This is a genomic window from Amycolatopsis anabasis (assembly GCF_009765355.1).
GTDB lineage: Bacteria > Actinomycetota > Actinomycetes > Mycobacteriales > Pseudonocardiaceae > Amycolatopsis > Amycolatopsis anabasis.
In genome coordinates this window covers 366,710-389,473 of the sequence record NZ_VTHK01000002.1, presented here as the reverse complement: position 1 = coordinate 389,473, position 22,764 = coordinate 366,710, and the positions used below count along the sequence as shown (strand labels likewise).

Annotated in this window: 23 protein-coding genes and 1 riboswitch; of the genes, 11 read left to right on the top strand and 12 right to left on the bottom strand. The window is 71.0% G+C overall.

Annotated elements, in window-relative coordinates:
• The first annotated feature begins 3 nt into the window (after positions 1 to 3).
• A complete protein-coding gene (locus FXO23_RS03900) occupies positions 4 to 228 on the top strand; it encodes a hypothetical protein (protein WP_158880795.1) in 225 nt (74 codons plus the stop codon).
• Positions 229 to 287: 59 nt separating this feature from the next.
• Entirely contained in the window at positions 288 to 734 is a 447-nt protein-coding gene (locus FXO23_RS03895; RefSeq protein ID WP_158880793.1) for a pyridoxamine 5'-phosphate oxidase family protein, read from the top strand.
• Between the two features lie 236 nt (positions 735 to 970).
• Here the strand turns inward: FXO23_RS03895 and lepA are convergent, their stop codons facing one another.
• Positions 971 to 2,830 carry a translation elongation factor 4 gene (gene lepA, locus FXO23_RS03890; RefSeq protein ID WP_158880791.1) on the bottom strand — a complete coding sequence of 620 codons (1,860 nt, stop codon included), beginning with the start codon at positions 2,828 to 2,830 and terminating at the stop codon, positions 971 to 973.
• Between the two features lie 116 nt (positions 2,831 to 2,946).
• Here lepA and FXO23_RS03885 point away from each other — a divergent pair, with 116 nt between their 5' ends.
• A complete protein-coding gene (locus FXO23_RS03885; RefSeq protein WP_158880789.1) occupies positions 2,947 to 3,549 on the top strand; it encodes a class I SAM-dependent methyltransferase in 603 nt (200 codons plus the stop codon).
• Between the two features lie 3 nt (positions 3,550 to 3,552).
• Here the strand turns inward: FXO23_RS03885 and FXO23_RS03880 are convergent, their stop codons facing one another.
• Both FXO23_RS03880 and FXO23_RS03875 read right to left on the bottom strand, forming a co-directional pair.
• Positions 3,553 to 3,933 (bottom strand): VOC family protein, encoded by a 381-nt coding sequence (locus FXO23_RS03880; protein WP_158880787.1) that lies wholly within the window; start codon positions 3,931 to 3,933, stop codon positions 3,553 to 3,555.
• 54 nt (positions 3,934 to 3,987) lie between these two features.
• A complete protein-coding gene (locus tag FXO23_RS03875; protein ID WP_158880785.1) occupies positions 3,988 to 4,857 on the bottom strand; it encodes an EamA family transporter in 870 nt (289 codons plus the stop codon).
• A gap of 376 nt (positions 4,858 to 5,233) precedes the next feature.
• Between FXO23_RS03875 and rpsT the strand changes: the two genes are divergently transcribed.
• Positions 5,234 to 5,494: a 30S ribosomal protein S20 gene (rpsT, locus tag FXO23_RS03870; RefSeq protein WP_158880783.1), complete on the top strand. Its 261-nt coding sequence runs from the start codon at positions 5,234 to 5,236 to the stop codon at positions 5,492 to 5,494.
• 84 nt (positions 5,495 to 5,578) lie between these two features.
• Here the strand turns inward: rpsT and holA are convergent, their stop codons facing one another.
• Entirely contained in the window at positions 5,579 to 6,559 is a 981-nt protein-coding gene (gene holA / locus FXO23_RS03865; protein WP_158880781.1) for a DNA polymerase III subunit delta, read from the bottom strand.
• 132 nt (positions 6,560 to 6,691) lie between these two features.
• Positions 6,692 to 6,824, top strand: a riboswitch (SAM riboswitch).
• A 13-nt stretch (positions 6,825 to 6,837) separates the two neighbouring features.
• On the opposite strand from holA, the gene thrC reads away from it, so the two are divergent.
• Positions 6,838 to 8,097, top strand: a complete 1,260-nt coding sequence (thrC, locus tag FXO23_RS03860; RefSeq protein ID WP_158880779.1) for a threonine synthase — start codon at positions 6,838 to 6,840, stop codon at positions 8,095 to 8,097.
• Positions 8,098 to 8,308: 211 nt separating this feature from the next.
• Complete coding sequence (locus FXO23_RS03855) at positions 8,309 to 8,782, top strand: MmpS family transport accessory protein (RefSeq protein ID WP_158880777.1); 474 nt, start codon at positions 8,309 to 8,311, stop codon at positions 8,780 to 8,782.
• A 340-nt stretch (positions 8,783 to 9,122) separates the two neighbouring features.
• On the opposite strand, the gene FXO23_RS03850 is transcribed toward FXO23_RS03855, so the two are convergent.
• From FXO23_RS03850 to nadD, 7 genes are all read right to left on the bottom strand, one after another.
• Entirely contained in the window at positions 9,123 to 11,675 is a 2,553-nt protein-coding gene (locus tag FXO23_RS03850; RefSeq protein WP_158880775.1) for a ComEC/Rec2 family competence protein, read from the bottom strand.
• Positions 11,672 to 12,451: a ComEA family DNA-binding protein gene (locus tag FXO23_RS03845; RefSeq protein ID WP_246256873.1), complete on the bottom strand. Its 780-nt coding sequence runs from the start codon at positions 12,449 to 12,451 to the stop codon at positions 11,672 to 11,674. Before FXO23_RS03845 ends, FXO23_RS03850 begins: the two co-directional genes overlap by 4 nt.
• 169 nt (positions 12,452 to 12,620) lie before the next feature.
• Positions 12,621 to 13,481, bottom strand: a complete 861-nt coding sequence (locus FXO23_RS03840) for a DegV family protein (protein ID WP_158880773.1) — start codon at positions 13,479 to 13,481, stop codon at positions 12,621 to 12,623.
• Positions 13,482 to 13,544: 63 nt separating this feature from the next.
• Entirely contained in the window at positions 13,545 to 14,267 is a 723-nt protein-coding gene (gene octT, locus FXO23_RS03835; RefSeq protein WP_158880771.1) for a diglucosylglycerate octanoyltransferase, read from the bottom strand.
• Positions 14,268 to 14,270: 3 nt separating this feature from the next.
• A complete protein-coding gene (locus tag FXO23_RS03830) occupies positions 14,271 to 14,885 on the bottom strand; it encodes a histidine phosphatase family protein (protein ID WP_158880769.1) in 615 nt (204 codons plus the stop codon).
• A complete protein-coding gene (rsfS, locus tag FXO23_RS03825) occupies positions 14,882 to 15,289 on the bottom strand; it encodes a ribosome silencing factor (RefSeq protein ID WP_158880767.1) in 408 nt (135 codons plus the stop codon). Before rsfS ends, FXO23_RS03830 begins: the two co-directional genes overlap by 4 nt.
• 105 nt (positions 15,290 to 15,394) lie before the next feature.
• Positions 15,395 to 15,988 carry a nicotinate-nucleotide adenylyltransferase gene (gene nadD, locus FXO23_RS03820; RefSeq protein ID WP_158880765.1) on the bottom strand — a complete coding sequence of 198 codons (594 nt, stop codon included), beginning with the start codon at positions 15,986 to 15,988 and terminating at the stop codon, positions 15,395 to 15,397.
• A 331-nt stretch (positions 15,989 to 16,319) separates the two neighbouring features.
• Between nadD and FXO23_RS03815 the strand changes: the two genes are divergently transcribed.
• Positions 16,320 to 18,425: a RecQ family ATP-dependent DNA helicase gene (locus FXO23_RS03815; RefSeq protein ID WP_158880763.1), complete on the top strand. Its 2,106-nt coding sequence runs from the start codon at positions 16,320 to 16,322 to the stop codon at positions 18,423 to 18,425.
• 89 nt (positions 18,426 to 18,514) lie between these two features.
• Complete coding sequence (locus FXO23_RS03810; RefSeq protein ID WP_158880761.1) at positions 18,515 to 19,723, top strand: MFS transporter; 1,209 nt, start codon at positions 18,515 to 18,517, stop codon at positions 19,721 to 19,723.
• Here FXO23_RS03810 and FXO23_RS03805 read toward each other — a convergent pair.
• Positions 19,720 to 19,968, bottom strand: coding sequence for a hypothetical protein (locus tag FXO23_RS03805; RefSeq protein ID WP_158880759.1), 249 nt, complete (start codon positions 19,966 to 19,968; stop codon positions 19,720 to 19,722). The genes FXO23_RS03810 and FXO23_RS03805 overlap by 4 nt on opposite strands.
• 324 nt (positions 19,969 to 20,292) lie before the next feature.
• Between FXO23_RS03805 and FXO23_RS03800 the strand changes: the two genes are divergently transcribed.
• From FXO23_RS03800 to FXO23_RS03790, 3 genes are read left to right on the top strand one after another with little or no spacing between them, the layout of a single operon-like run.
• Positions 20,293 to 21,582 (top strand): MFS transporter, encoded by a 1,290-nt coding sequence (locus FXO23_RS03800; protein ID WP_158880757.1) that lies wholly within the window; start codon positions 20,293 to 20,295, stop codon positions 21,580 to 21,582.
• Between the two features lie 56 nt (positions 21,583 to 21,638).
• On the top strand, positions 21,639 to 22,256 hold the full coding sequence (locus FXO23_RS03795; protein WP_158880755.1) for a TetR/AcrR family transcriptional regulator: 618 nt from the start codon (positions 21,639 to 21,641) through the stop codon (positions 22,254 to 22,256).
• Positions 22,257 to 22,290: 34 nt separating this feature from the next.
• Positions 22,291 to 22,755, top strand: coding sequence for a hypothetical protein (locus FXO23_RS03790; RefSeq protein WP_158880753.1), 465 nt, complete (start codon positions 22,291 to 22,293; stop codon positions 22,753 to 22,755).
• Positions 22,756 to 22,764 lie beyond the last annotated feature (9 nt).

Here is a 22,764-nt window from a genome sequence, read left to right as displayed (position 1 = left end):
AACATGAGCGAAAACCAGGTCACCGCGCCGAAGACCGAGTCCCGTGGCAAGCGCTGGACGAAGCGGGGGATCGCGGTCGGCGCCCTGACCGTCCCGATGCTCGCCCTGATCGGCGGGCAGGCGTCGGCCGCCGAACTGACCCCGATCGCCGAGTACCTCGACGAGACCATCGCGAGCACCTCGGCCGCGCTGGTGCAGGCCCTGGCGGCGCTGCTCGGCGTCGGCTAGCCCGGGGGCGGTGGCCCGTGTCGCCCGCGAACCCGGGCGGCACGGGCTACCGTGGCGCCATGCCCGCAGATCTCGAACTCGTCCGCAGACTCGCCGTCGAAGAGCACGGCCTGGCGACCATCGCGACCACCCGATCGGATGGCACCGTGCACGCCTCCGTCGTCAACGCCGGGGTGCTCGACGACCCGGTGACCGGGCGGACCTCCGTCGGCTTCGTGGCCGTCGGCGGCGGGCGCAAACTGGACCTGCTGCGCCGCAACGGCCACGCCACGATCGTCTTCCGGCGCGGCTGGAACTGGGTTTCGGTGCAGGGCGCGGTGCGCCTCGTCGGCCCCGACGATCCGGACCCCGCCTTCCCCGCCGACGGGCTGCGGCAGCTGCTGCGGGACGTGTTCATCGCCGCCACCGGCACCCACGACGACTGGGAAGAGTACGACCGCGTGATGGCCGCCGAGCGCCGCGTCGCGGTGTTCATCGAAGCGACCCGCATCACCGGCAACGCCTGATCAGCGCCGCGCCATCCGATCCGGCAAGCCGCTGAGCACGGCGCGCACCGGAAACGGCCCGCTCGCTTCGAACGGCCGATCTCCGGCGACCTTCGCGGTCTGCTGGTACTGGCTGTGCGTGGTTCGCCGTCACGGTGCCCTCCTTTCAGTCGATTGACCAGAGGACACCACACCGCACCGACAGGAACGGGGCTTCCCGCGCCTCGGCGCGATGAGCGGTCCGTTCGCTCGATGAACTACTTCTTGCCCTTGCCCTTGTCTGAAGGGTCCTCAGTGGACAGAGCAGCGACGAAGGCTTCCTGCGGCACCTCGACCCGGCCGACGGTCTTCATCCGCTTCTTGCCTTCCTTCTGCTTCTCCAGCAGCTTCCGCTTCCGCGAGATGTCACCGCCGTAGCACTTCGCCAGCACGTCCTTGCGGATCGCGCGGATCGTCTCGCGCGCGATGATCCGGGCGCCGATCGCGGCCTGGATCGGCACCTCGAACTGCTGCCGCGGGATGAGTTCGCGCAACCGGGTGGCCATCCGGTTGCCGTAGGAATAGGCGGCGTCCTTGTGCACGATCGCGGAGAACGCGTCCACCGGTTCGCCCTGCAGCAGGATGTCCACCTTCACCAGATCGGCGACCTGCTCCCCCGCCTCCTCGTAGTCCAGCGACGCGTAACCGCGGGTACGCGACTTCAGGGAGTCGAAGAAGTCGAAGATGATCTCGGCGAGCGGCAGGTTGTACCGCAGCTCCACGCGTTCCTCGGACAGATAGTCCATCCCCAGCAGCTGGCCGCGCTTGCCCTGGCACAGCTCCATGATCGCGCCGATGAACTCCGACGGCGCGATCACGGTCACCTTGGACAGCGGCTCGTGCACCTCGGCGATCTTGTTCCCGGTCGGCCAGTCCGACGGGTTGGTGACGACGTGCTCGGTGCCGTCGTCCAGCATGACCCGGTAGACCACGTTGGGCGCGGTGGAGATCAGGTCCAGGCCGAACTCGCGTTCCAGCCGGTCCCGGGTGATCTCCAGGTGCAGCAGGCCGAGGAAACCGCAGCGGAACCCGAACCCGAGCGCGACCGAGGTCTCCGGCTCGTAGGCCAGCGCGGCGTCGTTGAGGCGCAGCTTGTCCAGCGCCTCGCGCAGCACCGGGTAGTCCGAGCCGTCCACCGGGTACAGCCCGGAGTAGACCATCGGCTTCGGGTCGCGGTACCCGGCCAGCGGCTCCGCGGCGCCCTTGCGCTCCGAGGTCACCGTGTCGCCGACCCGGGACTGGCGGACGTCCTTCACCCCGGTGATCAGGTAGCCCACCTCGCCGACGCCGAGGCCCTTGCTGGGCTTGGGCTCCGGCGAGATGATCCCCACCTCGAGGAGTTCGTGGGTGGCGCCGGTGGACATCATCCGGATCCGCTCGCGCGGGGTGATCTTGCCGTCCACCACCCGGATGTAGGTGACCACGCCCCGGTAGGTGTCGTACACCGAGTCGAAGATCATCGCCCGGGCCGGGGCATCGGCGTCGCCCTCCGGCGGCGGGACCTGGCGGACCGCCTCGTCCAGCAGCTCGCGCACCCCGGCGCCGGTCTTGGCCGACACCCGCAGCACGTCCGACGGCTCGCAGCCGATGATGTGCGCGAGCTCGGCGGCGTACTTGTCCGGATCGGCCGCGGGCAGGTCGATCTTGTTCAGCACCGGGATGATGTGCAGGTCGTTCTCCAGCGCGAGGTACAGGTTCGCGAGCGTCTGCGCCTCGATGCCCTGGGCGGCGTCGACCAGCAGGATCGCGCCCTCGCACGCCTCCAGCGCCCGGGACACCTCGTAGGTGAAGTCCACGTGGCCGGGGGTGTCGATCAGGTGCAGCACGTGGTCCTTGCCGTCCACCTTCCACGGCAGCCGCACGTTCTGCGCCTTGATGGTGATGCCGCGTTCGCGTTCGATGTCCATCCGGTCGAGGTACTGGGCGCGCATGGCCCGCTCCTCGACCACGCCGGTGAGCTGCAGCATCCGGTCGGCCAGGGTCGACTTGCCGTGGTCGATGTGCGCGATGATGCAGAAGTTCCGGATGAGCTCCGGTGGCGTGAAGGTGGTGTCGGCGAACAAGTTGGACGCTGTCACTCGTATGTGTCCTCGGGAAGGCTCGGGGTTGACCCGTCCATCGTCCCATGACGCCCGGGGAGAGATTCCGGGTCATCCCCGATGCGAGTTCGCGCACTCCGTGCTGACCTCGAAGTATGGGTAATTCACTGGATCAAGTACTCGACCGGGCGTTCGGTCACCCGCGCGGCTTGCTCGGCCGGCTCGGCGGCGCGGTGATGGCGCACGGCAACGCGGCCACCGAACGGCACATCGTGGAGGTGGCCAAACCGGACACCGCGGAAACCGTGCTGGTCGTCGGCCCGGGGCCGGGTGTCGGGCTGCGCGCGGCCGGGGAGCGGGCCGCGCTCGCGATCGGCGTGGACCCGTCGGCGGAGATGCTGGAGCGCTGCCGCGAACGCTGCGCCGACCTGATCGAGGCCGGGAAGGTCCGGCTGCGCGCCGGATCGGCCGAGGAGACCGGCGAGGCGGACGCGTCGGCCGACGTCGTGCTCAGCGTCAACAACGTCCAGCTCTGGACCGACCGCGCCGCCGGGTTCGCCGAGCTGTACCGGGTGCTGCGGCCGGGCGGGCGGCTGGTGCTGTCCGCGCACGACCGGTGGCTGCCGCTGCCGCGCCACGAACTCGCCGACGAGCTGACCGCGGCGGGGTTCACCGATCTGCAGACCTGGGTGTGGGAACCACCGGGGGTGGCCGGTTCGCTGGCCGCGCAGTTCCGGGCGCTGCGCCCGGCGGAATGACCGTCAGGGCGTGCGCACGTCGGTGCGCAGTGGATGGTCGGCGGGGATCTCGACCAGCACGATCCGTGTCCCGTCCGGATCGGAGATCCACGCCTCGTAGAGCCCCCACGGCTCGACCCGCGCCTCGCGGTCCGGCTTGAGCCCCTTCTCGCGGAGTTCGGCGAGCGCGGCGTCCAGATCGCGGACCTGCAGCCACAGCGCGACATCCGGCGTCGGCCCGGCGTTGCCCCGGCCGACGATCTCGAGGAACCCCTGGCCCAGGAAGAAGACCGTGCCGCCGGGGAAGGTCCGGTAGATCGCCAGCCCGAGGGTGTCCCGGTAGAACGCCGTCGATTTCTCGGAATCCTTCGGGTTCAGCAGTACCCGGCTGCTCAGCACGTCCATGCTTTCTCCCTACCCTGTCGCCGCGGGCGCTGTCGAATCCGCTCGCCCGGATCTTCAGGCGGCGGCGATCGCGGTGATCCCGGCCAGCACGATGACCGATCCGGCCAGCCGCCGCACCGGATTGGACTCGCCCAGCACGAGCCACGCCGCGAGCCCGCCCAGCACGATGCTCAGCTCGCGAGCGGGGGCGACCAGGCTCACCGGCGCCATCCGCATGGCGAACAGCACCGCGAGGTAGGCCACCGGCGAGAGCAGCCCGACCACGAGCACCTCCCGCCAGTGCGCCCGCCACAGGGCGGTCAGCGGTTCACGGTCACGCAGCACGAACGGCGCGAGGAGCACGCTCTGCAACGCGGCGCCGGCGCTGAAGTAGATGACCGGCGGCACCGCGAGCGCGTTGACCGAATGGGCGTCCCAGAGGGTGTAGGCGGCGATCGTGGCGCCGGTCAGCAGGCCGTAGAAGATGCCCGCCCGGCGCGCCCGCCGGTCCACCGCCGAGCCCCGGCCGCCGGTGCCGATCACCAGCACCCCCGCGATCACCAGGAGGGCGCCGAGGAGCCCGAGCCAGCCGGGCCGCTCGCCGAGCAGCACGACCGCGGCGAGCACCGAGAGCAGCGGCCCGGTGCCGCGGGCCAGCGGGTAGACCACCGACAGGTCGCCGACCGCGTATCCGCGTTGCAGCACGATCCCGTAGAGCACGTGGCACACCGCGGTGACCGCCGCCGCCAGCAGCCAGGTCCAGTCCGGGCGCAGATGCTCGGCGAGGATCTGGAAGACGCCGAGCGGGACGCAGACCACCGCGGACACCGAGTAGTAGAGGTAGACGAACCGCGCGCCACCGCTGGTCACCCGCTTGGCGGCGAGGTTCCAGCCCGCGTGGACGATCGCCGCGACCAGGACCAGAGCGAGAGCCGTACCGTGCACCGGGAACCCCTTCTGGCGTTTTCGCGCGCGCGAAAACCGACCGGGTCCTCCAGGCTTTTGTCCCGTCAGATGAACGACCGGGCCCCTTTACCGGCCGATGGTGCCGCTCGGACCAGTCCCGCCGACCCTGGTTGTGGTTACTCTCGGCAGCAGACCGGCGGCGGAACCCTAGGCACTGCGTCCGCCACGCTACCCGCCGCGCGATCTTGAACGCCAGCGACCACCCGCGATCGGCCGAACGCCCCGCTGTTATGCTGTTCGCTCGTTGCCGTGTGGCATTCCGCCAGGGAGGAAGCCCGCCACCCCGTTCCGGGGCGCCGGAGCCACCACGACGCGGCAACGGAATCCGGTACCGAATGATCAAAGGAGCGCCCGCGTGGCCAACATCAAGTCGCAGATCAAGCGCATCAAGACCAACGAGAAGGCGCGCCAGCGCAACCAGTCGATCAAGTCTTCGGTGAAGACCGCGATCCGCAAGTTCCGCGAGGCCGCCGACGCCGGTGACAAGGACAAGGCCACCGAGCTGCAGCGGGCCGCCGCGCAGAAGCTGGACAAGGCCGCCAGCAAGGGCGTCCTGCACCCGAACCAGGCCGCCAACAAGAAGTCGGCGATGGCCAAGCGGGTCAACCAGCTCTGACCCAGGTTCTGCTACGCAAGCCCCCGGTGATCCGATTCACCGGGGGCTTCGTGTTGCCGGGCGCGAGCACTCGCCGGGGCAGCCTCAGCGCATCTCCTTCGCCGCGGCGAGCTCGAGGACGGCACGTTCGAGGGCGTAGTCGGCGTTCGCCGCGGCGCCCTTGACCTCGGCGTTGAGGCGGGCCACCACCTGCATCGCCTCGGCCAGCCCCGCCGCGCCCCAGCCGCGGGACTGCCCCTGGGCCTTGCGGATCTTCCACGGCGGCATGCCGAGTTCACCGGCCATCTGGTTGGGGTTGCCGCGACCGGCGGCGGACACCCGGGCGATGGTCCGCACCGCGTCGGCCAGCGCGTCGGCGACCAGCACGTGCGGCACGCCGATCTGCATCGCCCAGCGCACCGACTCCAGCGCGGCGGCCCGGTCGCCGGCCACCGCCTTCTCGGCGACCGCGAACCCGGTCACGTCGGCGCGGCCCCGGTGGTACTGCCGGACGGCCTGCTCGTCGATGGTGCCGCCGGTGTCGGCGACCAGCTGGCTGGCCGCCGAGGCCAGTTCGCGCAGGTCCGAACCGACCGAGTCGATCAACGCGGCGACCGCGCTCGCGTCGATCCGGCCACCGGCCTGGCGGACCTCGTGCCGGACGAACGCCTCCCGGTCCGCCGGTTTGGTGATCTTCGGGCATTCGACGACCTCGGCGCCCGCCTTGCGCAGGGCGGCCGGTAACGCCTTGGCCGCCTTGCTGCGCCCGCCGCCGGAGTGCACGACGACGAGGACCACACCGTCGGCAGGCGACTTGAGGTAGGCCAGTACGGCGTCGGCGATCTCCTGCGAAACGTCCTGCGCGGACTCCAGGACGATCACCCGGCCCTCGCTGAACAGCGACGGGCTGACCATTTCGGCGAGCGCTGGAGCTGTGAGGTCGGACACCTTGGCCCGGGTCAGATCGGCGGTGGGATCGGCGAGCCGGGCGGCGTCGAGCGCGCTCCGGACGGCCCGCTCGATGAGCAGTTCTTCCTCGCCGAGGACCAGGTGCAGCGGCGGCGGCGTGGTGGCTGGTGCGGACACGGGTCGATCCTGCCAGAACCGGGGTTGATGCCTCCGCTGTGGTGATTCCGCCCCACCGGTGTGGCAGGAGATGACCGCGATGTCGTACGGTGTAGCCGAGGCGGTCGCCCGGCGACCCCGACAACCGAATACCGCTCATCCAGAGGGGCAGAGGGAACGGCCCGACGAAGCCCCGGCAACCGGCGTCAGCCTGTCATCTCGATTCCGCGAGGTAGCTGGCGATCACGGTGCCAATTCCGGCCCACGCCAGTGGGACAGATGAGGAAAGGAACCTCGCGATGACTGCAGCCCTCTCCACCACCAAGCGCGCGCTCGACCTCGGTCCGGCCGTGGAACTGGTGTCCAAAGAGGAAGGTCACCGCCAGCCCCTCGCCCCCGAGTTCGTGTCCGCGGAGGACTTCTCCCCGCTCGAGGTGGCCTATGACTTCGGCAAGGTGCGCCGCGAGGACATCGAAGCCGGCCCGAAGAACATCTGGCGCTACAAGAAACTGCTCCCGGTTCCGTCCAATGTGGAGGAAATCCCGAACACCGAACCGGGCTGTACCCGGCTGGTCCGCGCGGACCGGCTCGCCAAGGCACTGGGGGTCAAGCGGATCTGGGTGAAGGACGACACCGGCAACCCGACGCATTCGTTCAAGGACCGGGTGGTCGCGGTTGCCCTCGCGGCGGCCCGGGAGTTCGGCTTCGAGGTGCTCGCCTGCCCGTCCACCGGCAATCTGGCCAACGCGGTCGCCGCCGCGGCCGCCCGCGCCGGCTGGGAGTCGGTCGTGCTGATCCCCTCCTCGCTGGAACGGGCCAAGATCCTCACCACCGCCGTGTACGACGGCGCCCTGATCGCGGTCGACGGCAACTACGACGACGTGAACCGCCTGGCCACCCAGCTCGCCGCGGAGAACGAGAACTGGGCGTTCGTGAACGTCAACGTCCGGCCGTACTACTCCGAGGGCTCCAAGACGCTCGCGTTCGAGGTCGCCGAGCAGCTCGGCTGGCGCCTGCCGGAGCAGATCGTGGTGCCGATCGCCTCGGGTTCCCAGCTGACCAAGGTCGACAAGGGCTTCCGCGAACTCGGCGAACTCGGCCTGGTGGAGGCGAGCCCGTACCGGGTGTTCGGCGCGCAGGCCACCGGCTGCTCGCCGGTCTCGGCCGCGTTCCGGGCCGGGCACGACGTGGTGCAGCCGGTGAAACCGGACACCATCGCCCGGTCGCTGGCCATCGGCAACCCGGCCGACGGACCGTACGTGCTGGACACCGTGACCCGCACCGGCGGCGCGATCGAGGACGTCAGCGACGAGGAGGTCGTCGAGGGCATCCGGCTGCTCGCGCGGACCGAAGGCATCTTCACCGAGACCGCGGGCGGGGTCACCGTGGCCACCGCCAAGAAGCTCATCGAGACCGGCAAACTCGACCCGGACGCGGAAACCGTCCTGCTGATCACCGGCGACGGCCTCAAGACCCTGGACGCCCTGGAAGACCGGATCGGCCCGCGCGCCACCGTCCCGCCGTCCGCCGACGCCGTCCGCAAGGTCCTCGAGGGCTGATCGCCCCGGCCTGAGTTTCATCCGGGGACCGCCGCGCACCTCTAGCGCGGCGGTCCCCGCCTTTTTGCCCGCTTTCGGGACCAATGACCGTAATCCAATGCGGTGAACGGTTGAATTTTCTACGTCTTCCGGTTAACGGCCGCGGGCTCTGCCGCGAGGACTGGGCAACGCGTCCACCGGGGACGCCCAGACCTCTCCGGGACTTCCCACCATGAGCACTCATTTCTCGGTACCTCCTGCCCAAAATCCACCTCCCCGCAAGCGAAAGAAGTGGCCCTGGATCACCGCGGCGGTCGCGGCCCTGTTTCTGATCATCGGCATTTCCACCATCACCCACGGCGGCCAGAACCCAGCCACCGCAACGGTGACTCCGGCTGCCACGGCTCCGGCCCAAGTCGAAACCGACCGGAATGCGCAGCAGATCGGTTACGAGGTGACCACCACCGGCTCCGGAATCCTCGCCGTGACCTTTATGAAGCCCCTGTTCCAGATCGCCCAGGAAACCGCGATCAAGGGGCAAAAATGGGCCACAACCGTCGAGGCGTACGGGCCTGCGCCCGGCGTGAGCCTGACCGCGCAGAACAAGGGTGGCGGCACTATCACCTGCAAGATCACGCGTGGCGGCCGGGTGGTCGCGGAGAACAGCAGCACCGGTGACTACGCCATTGTCTCCTGCGCCCTGTAGCCCGCGAAACCCGTTGCGCTGAAAGGAATCAAGACATGACGATATCCCGGCGCGTGGTCGTGGTCATCGCGGGCGCGCTCGTGCTGCTCACCGGCGCCGCCATCGCGCTCGTGCTACTCCTTCCTGGAACCAGTTCGACGGCTGGGAAAGGACATTCCCGTACTGAGAAGGCCAGCGCGGCCTTGGTGTCGAAGACATTCACCATCTCCGGTTCGATCACGGTCGCGTATTCCTCGGTGGGCGGGTACCAGGACATTCGTTCCGGCGCGCAGGTCGAGGTGACCAACGAGCGGAACGAGATCCTGGCGGTCGGCTCGCTCACGAGCGGTTCGGGTGGCACCTATTGGTTCACCGTCACCGAGGTGCCGACCGGACATCGGCTGTACGGCGTGCATGTCGGCAACGCGAACCGCGGTGTCGTCTGGAAGAGCGAAACCGAGGCGAAGGCGGGCTTCTTCCTCAGCCTGGGCTGAACGATCGAGCGCCGGGATCGCGGGGGTCCGCGGGCCCGGCCCCGGCGCACGATCGACGGACCGCGCGCGTCGGGGACGATCGCGGTGTCGCCGTCGGTGTCGGTCCGGGTGATCAGGGCGCCCACAGCGCGCAGCGTGTCGAGCGTGCCCTGGTTCGGATGACCGTAGGTGTTGCCCGCGCCCACGCTGACCACGGCGAGCCGCGCGCCGACCGCGTCCAGGAACCGGGGCAGCGAGTAACGGGACCCGTGGTGCGGCACCTTCAACACGTCGGCACGCAGATCGACGCCGCCCGCGAGCAGATCGGCCTGGGCCGCCAGTTCGACGTCACCGGTGAGCAGCAACCGCCCGGCCGCGCCACTGGCCCGCAGCACAACGGACGTGTTGTTGATCCCGGTGCCGTCCCGCTCGTCGCGCGGACGCGACGGGACGTAACGCGGGCCGAGCACCTCCAGCGCCAGCCCCGGCCAGTCCATCCGCTGCCCCACCGCGAACTCCAGCAGCGGAACTCCGCGCCGCGCGGCCACCTCGGCCACCTGGCGCCACGCCCACGGCGGTGACCGGCCCGGGCCGACCGCGACCCCGCCGACCGCGCGGCCTTCGAACACCGAGTCCAGCCCACCGATGTGATCGGCGTGCAGATGGCTGAGCACGATCAACGGCACCCGCTCGATGCCCAGCCGGTCCAGGCACCGGTCCACCGGCCCGGGCTCGGGCCCGGTGTCCACGACCACCGCCCGGCCCGGCTCCCCGGCCGACAGCACCAGCCCGTCGCCTTGGCCCACGTCGCAGGCGACCGCCGACCAGCCCGCCGGTGGCCACGGGGGCGCGACCACCCGGACCGGGATCAGGACCAGCACCACGCAGACCACCGCCACCGCGAGCGCGATCCGGAGCCTCCGGCGGCTCAACGCGGCCAGGAGCACGACCGCGACCACTGCCGCCAGCAGCCCACCCCACCAGCCGCCCGGCCACGGCACCACCGCACCGGGCACCCCGGAGGCATGCCGGGCGACCGTGATCAGCCATTCGGCCTCCGGCCCCGCCCCGCGCACCAGCACTTCGGCCATCGACGGCCACCAGCCGGCGGTGACCGTCGCGAGCACCCCGAGGATCGTCGCCGGGACGACCACCGGAGCCGCCAGGATGTTCGCGAACACCGAGACCACGCTGACCTGTCCGGCCATCCCCGCGATCACCGGCGCGGTGACCACGAAGGCCGCCAGCGGAACGGCGATGCCCTCGGCGAACCCGGCGGGCACACCCCGCCGGATCATCGCCTCGGCCCAACGGGGCGCCAACAGGACCAGCCCGGCCGTGGCCACCACCGACAACGCGAAGCCGAAGCTCAACGCCATCGCCGGATCCCAGACGACGAGCAGGCACACCGCCGCCGACAGCGCCGGAACCGCCGAGCCCTTCCGCCCGAGGGCCATCGCCAGCAGCCCCACCCCGGCCATCACCCCGGCCCGGAGCACACTCGGTTCGGGGCCGGCCAGTACGACGAATCCCAGCAACGCCATCCCGGCCGCGACCGCGGAAAACCGCGGTCCGAGCCGGAACATCCGCAGGAGCAGCAGAACAGCGCCGCAGATGATCATCAGGTTGCTGCCGGAGACCGCGGTCAGATGGGACATCCCCGCGTCGGTGAACTCGCGGTCCACCCGGGGTGGCAACGCGCTGGTGTCGCCCACGACCAGTCCCGGCAACAGCCCGGCGGGTTCCGCCGGCAGCACGGCACACGCCCGCCGCAGCGCGGTGCGCATCGAATCGGCGGCTCGCTGCCACCAGGGCGCCGGGCCCGCGTCCGCGGGCGGACCGCGGACGTAGACCACCGCCACCGTCATTTCCCCGCCCCGCGCCGGGGCGAGCGACCCCGTCGCGCCGACTCGTTGCCCCGGCAGCAACCCGGACCACGCCGCCGCGGGCGCGATCAGCACGACCCGGCCCGTGCTGTCGACCCGATGTCCGTCGACGACCACCTCCGCCACCTCGGCGGTGATCAGGACCGACCGCACACCCGCCTGCTGCCCGGCGTAACCCGCGCTCTCCAGCGGTCGCGGCCGCTCGCTGACGGTCGCGTGCAACGCGGCCCGCGCACCGCGTTCCGCCGCACCGCGCAGCGAATCGTGGTGCGCCTGCGCCAGCCGCACCGCCACCGGGACGGCCACGACCAGCCCGCAGACGATCAGGGCCACCGCACCCGCGCGCCACCACGGCCGCGCACTCCGCGACCACCGGAACAGGACCACGGCCACCACCGCGGCGGCCACCCCGCATCCCACCGCGGCCACCCAGCCCCAGAGCAGTCCGAGCAGGGCGCCCAGCCAGGCGGTGAGCGCGACCGGGACCAGCCGGAAGTCGTGCCGGACCACCAGTGGCGGCTCGGGCTGCGCGACCAGAGCCGGAGGCGTGCTCACGACACGCTCACCTGCTCGCGCAATCGGCTGAACCGGGTTTCTCCGATGCCGTCGACCTCGCGCAACTGCTCGACCGCGGTGAACCGGCCGTGCTGGGTCCGCCAATCGACGATCCGCTGCGCGGTGACCGCGCCGACGCCCGGCAGGGTGTCGAGCTGGTTCGTGGTGGCGGAATTGAGGTCGAGCTTGCCAGCCGGGGCGCCCGCACCCGCCTGGGCGGGCGTGGGCGCCGAGATGCCCGGCGGCGCCGGTATCCCGACATACAACTGTTCGCCGTCCACCAGGCGACGAGCCAGGTTGATATCCCGCAGGTCCGTGCCGGCGGCCACCCCACCGGCGGCGCGCAACGCGTCGGCCACCCGGGAACCGCCGGGCACGGTCACCACGCCTGGACTGCCGACCTTGCCCACGACACTGACCACGACATTCTCGCCGGCGGGTTTGGCGTCCCCGGGCGCCGCGGCCCCGCGCGCGGCCGGCAACGGGGGCGGTGGCTCCGGCTCGGGTGTGCCGCCGAACAGCAGGACCGTGCCGACGGCGACCCCCGCGACCCCGGCGAGCGCCGACAGCACCGCCAGCCGCCGCCGGGGTGTGGCGACACCCCCGTGCAGGGACGCGGGCACCCAGCGCTCGATCAGCCCGCCGGGGCGCGCGGGCGCTGCCGGATCACCGCGCGCCTGGGCGGCGAGCGCGGCGCCTGCCAGTTGAGCGAGGCGAGTGCGGGGTGCGGAGCCTCGGGACGGGAGGGCCTGGGCTCGGGATGATTGCTCGAACACACATTCGACGCTAGGGGACTGGGGTGGGCGTGGGCAGGGGGAATCGGTTCGGCTGTGGACAAGCGGGGCACGGTGGACAACTCGGGGGCGGGGAGCCGGGACGACCGGTTTCGGTCGGGGTGGTGTGCGATCGTGGTGGGTTCGGCGCGGAGCCGGTGAACGAGGCGCCTCAGGAAACGCGGTCACCGGTGCCGCGCTGCACCACCACGCCCAGGACTCCCGGACCGGTGTGCGCGCCGATCACCGCGCCCACCTCGGAGACCACGCAGCCCCCCGAGCCCGGCAGCCGTTCTTCGAGCCGGTTGGCCAGTTCCACCGCGCGTTCCGGGGAGGCCAGGTGGTGCACGGCCAGTTCGACGTCGTCGTCCCCGGCCGCCTGGACCGCGAGTTCGACCAGCCGCGCCACCGCGCGGTTCATCGTGCGCACCTTCTCCAGCGGCCGGATCTGGCCGTCATCCATGTGCAGCAAGGGTTTCACCGCAAGCGCGGTGCCCAGCAGCGCCGCCGCCGAACCGATCCGGCCGCCGCGCCGGAGGTGTTCCAGCGTCTCCACCACGAAGAGCGTCTCCGACCGCCGGACCGCCGCCATCGCGGCCGCCTCGACCTCCTCGGCGCCGGCCCCCCGCGCCGCCGCGGCGGCCGCGTGCAGTGCGGCGAACCCCAGTCCCATCGCGGTGGTACGGGAGTCGACCACCCGGACCCGTTCGGGCCCCACCTCCTGCGCGGCGAGCACGGCGGATTCCCAGGTTCCGGAGATCTGCTGGGAAAGGTGCACCGAGACCACGGTGTCCGCGCCGTCGGCGAGCGCGGCCCGGAAGGCCGCCGCGAATTCGGCGGGCGTCGGGCGAGACGTGGTGACGATGCACTTGCGACCGAGCGCCTCGGCCAGGGCGGCGGGACCGACGTCCACCCCGTCCAGCGCGGCGACGCCGTCGATCAGGACGTGCAACGGCACCACCCGGATCCCGTGCCGGGCAGCGAAACCCTCCGGCAGGTGGGCGGTGGAGTCCGTGATGACGGCGACCGGCACGGCCGCCAGCCTACGAGCCCTCCCCGTGAAGGCGGGGTTTGGCGCGCCCGGCGGATCGTGCGGTCAGCGCTCGAGCAAGGGGGCGAGCAGTTCCGCCATGGCCTTGCCGACCTCCGCGTGACCGTCCCAGCCCCAGTGCATCCCGTCCGGATTGCCCTGGCCGCTCAGCACGTGCGGCCCGGCCACCGAGGCCAGGTCGAGCATCGGCACCTCCGCCCGGCGGGCCCAGTCGGCCATCGCCACCGCCGCGCCGACCCGTGCGGTGTGCACGTACCCGTAGGACGCGGCGCGGTGCACGCTGGGCAGGATCCCCGCGATCGGCAGGTCCGGCCGCAGGACCCGCAGCGCGCCGACGGCGGTGTCGAGGTAGTGCACGGTCAGTTTCGCCGGCAGCACGGTCGGCCGTCCGCGCAACGCCACCGCCAGCCGGGGCTGCGCCGCCAGGTACGCGCGCCGCGCGACCCGGCGGAGGCGGGCGGGGCGCAGGTAACGCAGTCCGGTGCGCAGGTAGGTCGGCAACGGGGACGGCAGGGTGTCCATGCTGCCGACCGCGAACACGACCACGTCGGCGTGGTGCAGGTCGGCCCACACCCGCGGATCACCGGTCAGCGCCCACCAGGCGTCCCGCGCGGTCCAGCCGATACCCGCGACCAGGTCCGCGGTGCCACCCAGCGCGGCGGCGGCGATGTTCGGCCACAGCCGGGGGTCGTCGGCGGGGTACCCGCCATCGGGGCCGTGGAAGCTCAGCGAGTCGCCGAACACCAGCAGGCGCGGGCCAGCGGACACGAGCTACCCGGTCATCCCGGCGTTGTAGGCCAGCAGCCGCCAGGTGGTCCCCCGCAACCCGAGCTGGACCCAGTGGCAGTTGGCGATCCCGCCGAACGAGGGCCACAGTTCGACGGGCAGCCCGAGCAGGCGGGCGGTGAGCCCGGTGATCAGGCCGCCGTGCGCGGCGAGCAGGACGGTCTCACCGGGCTCCGCGCCTTCGCGCAGCAGGTCGGCGACGACTTCGTGGGCGCGTTCCGCCACATCGACCCGGGACTCACCGCCGGGTGGCGCCCAGGTGGCGTCGACGCGCCAGCGGTCCCGTTCACCGGGCCAGCGCTCGTCGACCTCCGCGCCGGTCAGGCCCTGCCATTCCCCGAGATGGGTCTCCCGGAGCCGCTTGTCGATGCGCAGCGGCACCCCGATGGCCTCGGTGAACACGGTGGCGGTGTCGGTCGCTCGCCGCAGGTCGGAGGCGATCACCAGATCCGGTTCGAACCGGGCCAGCGCCGGCACCGCGAACCTCGCCTGGTTCCAGCCGACCTGGGTCAGCGCGGAATCCAGGTGTCCCTGCATGCGTCCCGCGGCGTTGTAGTCGGTCTCGCCGTGCCGCCAGAGGACCAGCCGCCGCAACGTCACGGGGCGCCTCGACCTTCGGCCGGTTCCTCCCCGGACGAATCGTGCTCCAGGCCGGTGACCTCGATCCGCGGGCAGTCCTTCCAGAGCCGCTCCAGCCCGTAGAAGGTGCGCTCCTCGTCGTGCTGGACGTGCACCACCACGTCGACGTAGTCGAGCAGGACCCAGCGGCCTTCGCGGGCGCCTTCCCGGCGGACCGGCTTGTGCCCCGCGATGCGCAGCTTCTCCTCGACGTTGTCGACGATGGCGCCCACCTGCCGCTCGTTCGGCGCGGACGCGATGACGAACGCGTCGGTGATCACCAGTTGGTCCGAGACGTCCAGCACGACCACATCGGTGGCCTTCTTGTCCGCGGCCGCGTGCGCGGCGGCGGTCGCCAGCTCTCGTGCTTCGGACGTCGCTGCCACAGTGCTCCTTCGGGTAAAGGGTGCGTGTGCAGAGAGTACCCGGCGAGGTCCAGCGGCAGGTCGAGCCATCGGCCGAGCGGGGTCCCCTTCGCCCGGCCGGGCGGTTCAGTCCTTGTCCCGGTACAGCTTTCGCTTGTCGATGTAACGCACCACACCGTCCGGGACCAGGTACCAGACCGGCTCCCCGGCGCGCACCCGTTCCCGGCAGCCGGTCGACGAGATCGCCATCGCGGTGACCTCCACCAGGCTGACCTTGCCACTGGGCAGGTGGTGATCGTTCAGGTGGTACCCCGGCCGGGTGACGCCGATGAAATGCGCCAGGTTGAACAGTTCCTCGGCGTTGCGCCAGGTGAGGATCTGCTCGAGCGCGTCGGCGCCGGTGATGAAGAACAGCTCGTCGTCGGGGTACTCCTGATGCAGATCGCGCAGCGTGTCCACGGTGTAGGTCTGGCCGCCCCGGTCGATGTCGACCCGGCTCACCGAAAAGACCGGGTTGGACGCGGTCGCGATCACGGTCATCAGGTAGCGGTCCTCGGCGCGGGTGACCTCGCGATTGGACTTCTGCCACGGCTGACCGGTGGGAACGAAGATCACTTCGTCGAGCCCGAAGCGGGCCTGCACCTCGCTGGCCGCGACAAGGTGGCCGTGGTGCACGGGGTCGAACGTGCCGCCCATGACCCCGATGCGGCGTGCTGACATGGACAGAGCGTAGCCGTGCCAGGAACGGCGGCGGATCATGTTTTTGCCGCGGCGTGGCGAGTCGCACACCGGAACGCGGTGCGCGGGCCGTCTCCCCGCTCCCCGGCGGAGACTCCCGCGCACCGCGTCCGGACCGGCGGCCTGGGGGCACCGCCGGGTCCCGGTCACTCCCCCGCGAGGACCGGAACACCGGGGTGACTGGGCCGATCGGGTGCCGTGACGTGGTCCGTTTTGTGATGCCCGTCACAGATCACCGCACGAAAGTCCCACTCGTACCGAAACCGCCCCACCCCGGCCAGGATCGTCGGGCCGATGCGGTAGAGGTGGTCGCGTGGACATTCCTTCCCTCCGGCATCGGGCCGAGACACTGCTCCGCTCCCTCGCGGGAGACGGCGCGACCCTGCGCGACGACCAGTGGCGCGCGATCGAGGCACTCGTCGCCGAGCACCGGCGCGCGCTGGTCGTCCAGCGCACCGGATGGGGCAAATCGGCCGTGTACTTTCTCGCCACCGCACTGATGCGCGAACGCGGCGCCGGGCCGACGGTGATCATCTCGCCGCTGCTGGCCCTGATGCGCAACCAGATCGCCGCCGCGGCCCGGGCGGGGATCCACGCCGCCACGATGAACTCGGCGAACCCGCAGGAGTGGGACGAAGTGCAGGCGGCCATCGCGGCGGGCGAGATCGACGTCCTGCTGGTCAGCCCGGAACGACTGAACAACCCCGACTTCCGGGACACGGTCCTGCCCAAGCTCACCGCGTCGGCGGGATTGCTGGTGGTCGACGAGGCGCACTGCATCTCCGACTGGGGGCACGATTTCCGGCCGGACTACCGGCGGCTGCGCACCCTGCTCGCCGACCTGCCCGACGGCGTCCCGGTGCTCGCCACGACGGCCACCGCCAACGATCGGGTGGCCACCGACGTCGCCGAACAACTGGGCATCGGCAACGGCGGCGACACGCTGGTCCTGCGCGGGCCGCTGGACCGGGAGAGCCTGCACCTCGCGGTCGTCGGGCTGCCCGATTTCCAAGCCCGGCTGGCCTGGCTCGCCGAGAACCTGGCGGACCTGCCCGGCTCCGGGATCATCTACACGCTCACCGTGGCCGCCGCGCACGACGTCGCCGGGTTGCTCAACGAACGCGGGTACCCGGTGGCCGCCTACACCGGGAAGACCGAACCGGCCGAGCGCGCGGCGGCCGAGGACGATCTGCTCGCGAACCGGGTCAAGGCGCTGGTCGCCACGTCCGCGCTCGGCATGGGTTTCGACAAACCGGATCTGGGTTTCGTGGTGCATCTCGGGGCCCCGTCCTCGCCCATCGCGTACTACCAGCAGGTCGGCCGGGCCGGGCGCGGGGTCCGGCGCGCCGAGGTGGTCCTGCTGCCCGGTAAGGAGGACCGGGAGATCTGGCAGTACTTCAGCTCGTTGGCCTTCCCGGACGAGGGGCGCGTCACGCAGGTCCTGAACGCGCTCGCCTACGCCGACCGTCCACTTTCGACCGCCGCCCTCGAACCCACGGTCGAACTGTCCCGGTCACGGCTGGAGATGGTGCTCAAGGTGCTCGACGTGGACGGCGCGGTCCGCCGGGTCCGCGGTGGCTGGGAGGCGACCGGACGGGAATGGCGGTACGAGGCCGAGCGCTACGAGCGGGTGGAGCAGGCGCGCCGGGCCGAGCAGCAGGCCATGCTCGACTACCAGGCGACCACCGGTTGCCGCATGGAGTTCCTGCTGCGGCAGCTCGACGATCCGCATGCCGCCCCCTGCGGCCGGTGCGACAACTGCACGGGGACTCACCGGTCGGCGGAGGTCAGCGCGGACGCCGTGGCGGCCACCGGGCAACGCCTCGGGCGGCCCGGGGTAGAACTGGGCCCGCGCCGCCAGTGGCCGAGTGGTATGTCCACTTTGGACGTTCCGCTGTCCGGGCGGATCCCGAAGGGCGAACAGGCGGAGACCGGGCGTGTCCTCGGCCGGCTCACCGACCTCGGCTGGGGCGGCCGCCTGCGCGAGCTGGTCGGGACGGCCGCGCGGGACGGCGAGGTCCCCGACTCGGTGTTCCAGGCCTGCGTCGAAGTCCTCGCGGCGTGGGACTGGCCTCAGCGGCCGGTCGCGGTGGTCGGCATCCCTTCGGTGACCCGGCCCCGGCTCGTGCGCGGTTTCGCCGAACGCATCGCCGCCATCGGCAGGCTGCGCTTCCTGGGCATGCTCGACGTGCGCGGCGGGCCACCGCGCCAGGCGAACAGCGCGCAGCGGGTGGCGGATCTGTGGCGGCGGCTCGCCCTGTCCGAGGAGGTCGCCGCCGCGGTCGCCGCGGCCGACGGGCCGATCCTGCTGGTCGACGATCTGGTCGACACCGGCTGGACCATGACGCTGGCGGCCCGGCTGCTGTTCCAGGCGGGCGCCTCGTCGGTCCTCCCGTTCGCGTTGGCGAGCAAGAACTAATCGCCATGATTCCCCCGATGTGCGAGGCGCTCCCAAATCGCGCCCTGGCGACACGATCGCGGACGCGCGGACGCGCGGAGGAATGAGCCATGGCCCGGAACCGGATCGCGCTGCTCTTCGCGCTGGGCATCGACAACTTCGGCTCGGGCTTGTTCCTGCCGTTGGCGGTGGTCTACGTGACACAGGTGGTCGGCCTGCCGCTCGGGCAGGCCGGGACCGCGGTGACGGTCGGCATGCTGGCCGGGTTGCTGGTGCCGCCCCTCGCGGGCCGGTTCGTCGACCGCGCCGGGCCGCGTGCGGTGGTGATCGCCGCGCAGTTCGTGCAGGCGGCGGGTGCGCTCACCTATCTGGTGGCGGAGGGTGCCGGGCTGGTCGTGGTGGCGGCGGTGCTGCTCTCGGCCGGTCAGCAGTTGTTCTACTGCGCCCTGTTCGCCCTGATCGCGGACGTCTCCGGGGACGGTCCCCGGGACCGTTCGTTCGCGCTGGTGTCCATGGTGCGCTCGGCCGGGTTCGGCATCGGCGGGCTGGTCGTGGGCGCGCTGCTCACCGGCGCCGGACCGGTCGCCTACCGGATCGCGGTGGCCGCCGACGCGGTGACGTTCGTGATCGCCGCGCTGGTGCTCGCGCTGCTGCTGCGCGTGCGCCACCGGAAAGCCACCGAAGCGGAACAGGCGAAGGCGGCGGGACCGCTGCGGGACCGCCCCTTTCTGGCGTTGATCGCGATCAGCGGGTTGTTCGGCCTGGGCATGGACTTCTTCCTGGTCGGCATTCCGGTCTACGTCCTCGACCAGCTCCGCGGGCCGCCGTGGCTGCCCGGTGCGATCCTCGCGCTGACGACCGCGATCAGCAGCGTCGCCGGAACGCTCGCCCTGCGGGCGACCCGGCGGTTCCGGCGCACCACGGCGATGGCCCTCGGCGCCATCGGGTATGCCGTGTGGTGCGCGGTCAGCCTCCTCGCGACCGTGCTTCCGTCCGGCTGGCTGCCCGGTTACCTGCTCGCCTGCACGCTGGTGTTCTCCGCCGCGAGCCTGGTCTTCGGCATCCGCGCGAACGCGATCGCCGAAGCGGTCGCCCCGCCCGCGGTCCGGGGCCGGTATCTCGCCGCCTTCCAGTACGCCTTCACCGGCGCCCAGATCGTCGCGCCCGCGGTGGTCGCGCTGTTCTCGGTGGCCGTCTGGGCGCCCTGGCTGCTGGTCGCCGCCTGTGCCGGGCTGTCCGCCGCCGGCCTGCGCTGGCTGAGTCCGCGGTTGCCCGAGCACGCGGTCGACCCGAACGCACGAATGGAGGTGAACGCCTAGGGCGTATCCGGTTCACGCGGTTGCCCGGCGGAGGTCACCTCGATCTCGAACGGGCGCAGACCGGGCACCCGCACGCGAACGTCCTTGCCCTGCCGCACCGGGGCGCTTTCGAGCACGCGGCGCACGAGGAGGAACCGCCACACGAGCACCGCGAGCTTGCCCAGGCCCAGGAATCCGAGCAGCGCGGCGAATGCCCAGGGACCGAGCGTGCCCGCCAGCTCGACGAAAGGGGAGGACCACGCCATACCGGCCCCTGCCTGGCGACGGGTCCGGGGCGTCCAGCCGCCGGTCAGGGCAGGCGGATGCGCGTGTGCAGCGAAACAACCCGAACGCTCCGACCCCGGATGGCCTCGTAGCCGCGAGGCCAGGCGAAACGTCCGCAGCCGACGCCCCTGCGCTGGCTGATTCAGGCTCCATCCTCTTGTCCACCCGGACCTGCGAGGGCGGGCGGACAAAGGGAATTTAGCACGGTACGGACGCGTGGCCAGGTCGTTCGCATGGCGAAAGACCTTTCGATTCACCCGATCGTGTGGCAATGTGCCAAACCACTCGGCACACGGAGGTCCACCATGGTCGATTCCGCACTCACCGCCCTGGCCAAGCATCGGCTCCCGATTCGCAAGCTGTTCGCGGCGAGCGTCGGCAACGCCCTGGAGTGGTTCGACTGGACCATCTACGCGACCTTCAGCATCTACTTCGCGACCGCGTTCTTCCCCGCCGGGAACGACGCGCTCGCGCAGATCAACACCTTCGCCACCTACGCGCTCGCGTTCTTCTTCCGCCCGCTCGGCGGGGTGCTGCTCGGCCGGTTCGCGGATCTGAAGGGGCGCAAACCGGCGATGATCCTCACCATCGTGCTGATGGCGGGCGGCTCGGTGATCATCGGCGTCCTCCCGACCTTCAACCAGGTCGGCTGGCTCGCGCCGATCCTGCTGCTGCTCGCGCGGATCGCTCAGGGCCTCTCGCTCGGCGGCGAGGTGTCCAACGCGTCGGCCTACCTCAGCGAGATCGCCCCGGCCGAACGGCGTGGCCGGTACTCCGCGTTCTTCTACGTCTCGACCGGTTCCGCGGTCCTGCTCGCCTCGGTGCTCGGGTTCACCTTGGCGCGCACCATGGACAAAGGGCAGCTGAGCTCGTTCGGCTGGCGGATCCCGTTCCTGCTCGGCGGGGTGCTCGGCCTCATCGGCCTCTGGCTGCGCCGCAGCATCGCCGAGACCGAGCAGTTCGAACAGAACAAGACGCGGGCGAAGCGGGTGCACCGGCCGCTGCTCACCACGCTGCGGGACCACCCCAAGGCGGTGGGCCAGCTGATCGGCTTCAGCATGCTCTCGACCCTGTGCTACTACACCTTCTTCAGCGCGCTCACCCCGTTCGCGGTCAACGCCCGCAAGGCCGACGCGGTGGACGTCTTCCTCGCGCTGTCCATCGCCACCGCGCTGTTCGTCGCCCTGCAGTACCCGATGGGCGCGCTGTCCGACCGGATCGGCCGCAAACCGCAACTGCTCGTCTGGGCCGCGGCGACCGCCGTGCTGATCGTGCCGCTGTCCACCCTGGTCCGGCCGGGGCTGGGCGGGCTGCTCGTCGTCTTCTGCGTCGGGCTCGGCCTGTACACCGCGATGACCTCCATCGCCCCGGCGATCATGAGCGAACTCTTCCCCACCGAGCTGCGCGGGCTGGGCATCGGGGCCTGGTACAACCTCACGGTCGCGGTGTTCGGCGGCACCGCCCCGCTGGTGATCAGCGCGCTGTCGAAGGTGAACGCGTCCACCTTGTTCTTCTGGTACGTGGCGGCGGGGGCGGCGGTCGCCTTCCTGGTGATCCTCCGGCTCCCCGAGACCAAGGGCAGCGAACTCAGGTAGGAACTCGGGGACATCCCTGATTGCCCCGGTTCGCTCGCCCGAGCTAAATTTTGCTCATGCGGGCAAACTCTGGCTCAGGCGAGCAAGACAGCCGGACGTTCACCGAGAACGCCCGGCGGGCACAGATCGTGCGCGCCGCGATCGAGACGATCGGTGAGCTCGGGTATGCCCGCACGTCGTTCGCGCAGATCGCCAAACGGGCGGGGCTGAGCAGCACCGGGATGATCTCCTACCACTTCCAGGGCAAGGACGACCTGATGGACGCGGTCACCGCGGCGGTCCTGTCCACCGCGACCGGCTACATGCTGCCCAAGATCGACGAGGCGGCGGACCACCACGCCAAGCTGCGCGCGTTCATCGAGTCGAACCTGGACTTCGTGCAGGAGCATCCCGCGGAGATCAACGCACTGCTCGACATCGGGCATCACCGCCAAGCCACGGAAAACCCGAGCGTGCAGAGCTGGTACCAGGACGCCCTCAGCCCGATCGCCAACCGCCTGCGCGAAGGTCAGCGAGACGGCGCGTTCGGCGAATTCGATCCCTGGATCATGGCGATCACGCTGCGCCAGGCGATCGACGGGATCCACTTCCAGCTCGCCGTGGATCCCGAAACCGACGTCGACGCCTACGCCCGGGAACTCGTCGCGATGTTCGCGCGGGCGACCAGCAAATAAATCCGGAAACAGCAATTCACTTCGGGAGAGAACCATGCCTTCTTCCGTCGCGCCCACGCGCGCCGAAACCGCACTCCGGCCGGTCATCCGGCTGCTGTACCTCAACCTGGCGATCAGCGTGGTGTTCGCCGCGCTGACCTTCCTGTTCGAGGACAGCATCCTCGATTACCAGGTGGCCACCCAGCCCGGCGCGACCCGGCAGGCGCTGGCGGACGTGCTCTGGATCCGTCCGGTTTCGGTGCTGGTGGTCGGAATCCTCTACTTCGGCATCGCGAAACGGCTGCATCTGGGACGGCGGCGGACCTACGCGAGGGTGCTGATCATCGCCATTCTCGGCTTCGCGGGCCTGGTCTTTCTCGTGGTCAGCGCGCAGTTCCCACTGTGGATGCGGATCGGCCAGGTCGCCCAGGCCGCCGTCCTGCTGGCCCTGCTGTTCTTCGTCACCCGGCCCCAGGTCCGCGCGCTTTTCGCGAAACACACCGCGAAGAGCGCACGATGAACACGCGTT

Excerpts from the sequence above, each read along its gene's own strand:
- FXO23_RS03900 (WP_158880795.1), top strand. The coding sequence starts at position 4 with ATGAGCGAAAACCAGGTCACCGCGCCGAAGACCGAGTCCCGTGGCAAG.
- FXO23_RS03895 (WP_158880793.1), top strand. The coding sequence starts at position 288 with ATGCCCGCAGATCTCGAACTCGTCCGCAGACTCGCCGTCGAAGAGCAC.
- FXO23_RS03885 (WP_158880789.1), top strand. The coding sequence starts at position 2,947 with ATGGGTAATTCACTGGATCAAGTACTCGACCGGGCGTTCGGTCACCCG.
- FXO23_RS03880 (WP_158880787.1), bottom strand. The coding sequence starts at position 3,933 with ATGGACGTGCTGAGCAGCCGGGTACTGCTGAACCCGAAGGATTCCGAG.
- thrC (WP_158880779.1), top strand. The coding sequence starts at position 6,838 with ATGACTGCAGCCCTCTCCACCACCAAGCGCGCGCTCGACCTCGGTCCG.
- FXO23_RS03855 (WP_158880777.1), top strand. The coding sequence starts at position 8,309 with ATGAGCACTCATTTCTCGGTACCTCCTGCCCAAAATCCACCTCCCCGC.
- nadD (WP_158880765.1), bottom strand. The coding sequence starts at position 15,988 with ATGTCAGCACGCCGCATCGGGGTCATGGGCGGCACGTTCGACCCCGTG.
- FXO23_RS03810 (WP_158880761.1), top strand. The coding sequence starts at position 18,515 with ATGGCCCGGAACCGGATCGCGCTGCTCTTCGCGCTGGGCATCGACAAC.
- FXO23_RS03805 (WP_158880759.1), bottom strand. The coding sequence starts at position 19,968 with ATGGCGTGGTCCTCCCCTTTCGTCGAGCTGGCGGGCACGCTCGGTCCC.
- FXO23_RS03800 (WP_158880757.1), top strand. The coding sequence starts at position 20,293 with ATGGTCGATTCCGCACTCACCGCCCTGGCCAAGCATCGGCTCCCGATT.
- FXO23_RS03795 (WP_158880755.1), top strand. The coding sequence starts at position 21,639 with ATGCGGGCAAACTCTGGCTCAGGCGAGCAAGACAGCCGGACGTTCACC.
- FXO23_RS03790 (WP_158880753.1), top strand. The coding sequence starts at position 22,291 with ATGCCTTCTTCCGTCGCGCCCACGCGCGCCGAAACCGCACTCCGGCCG.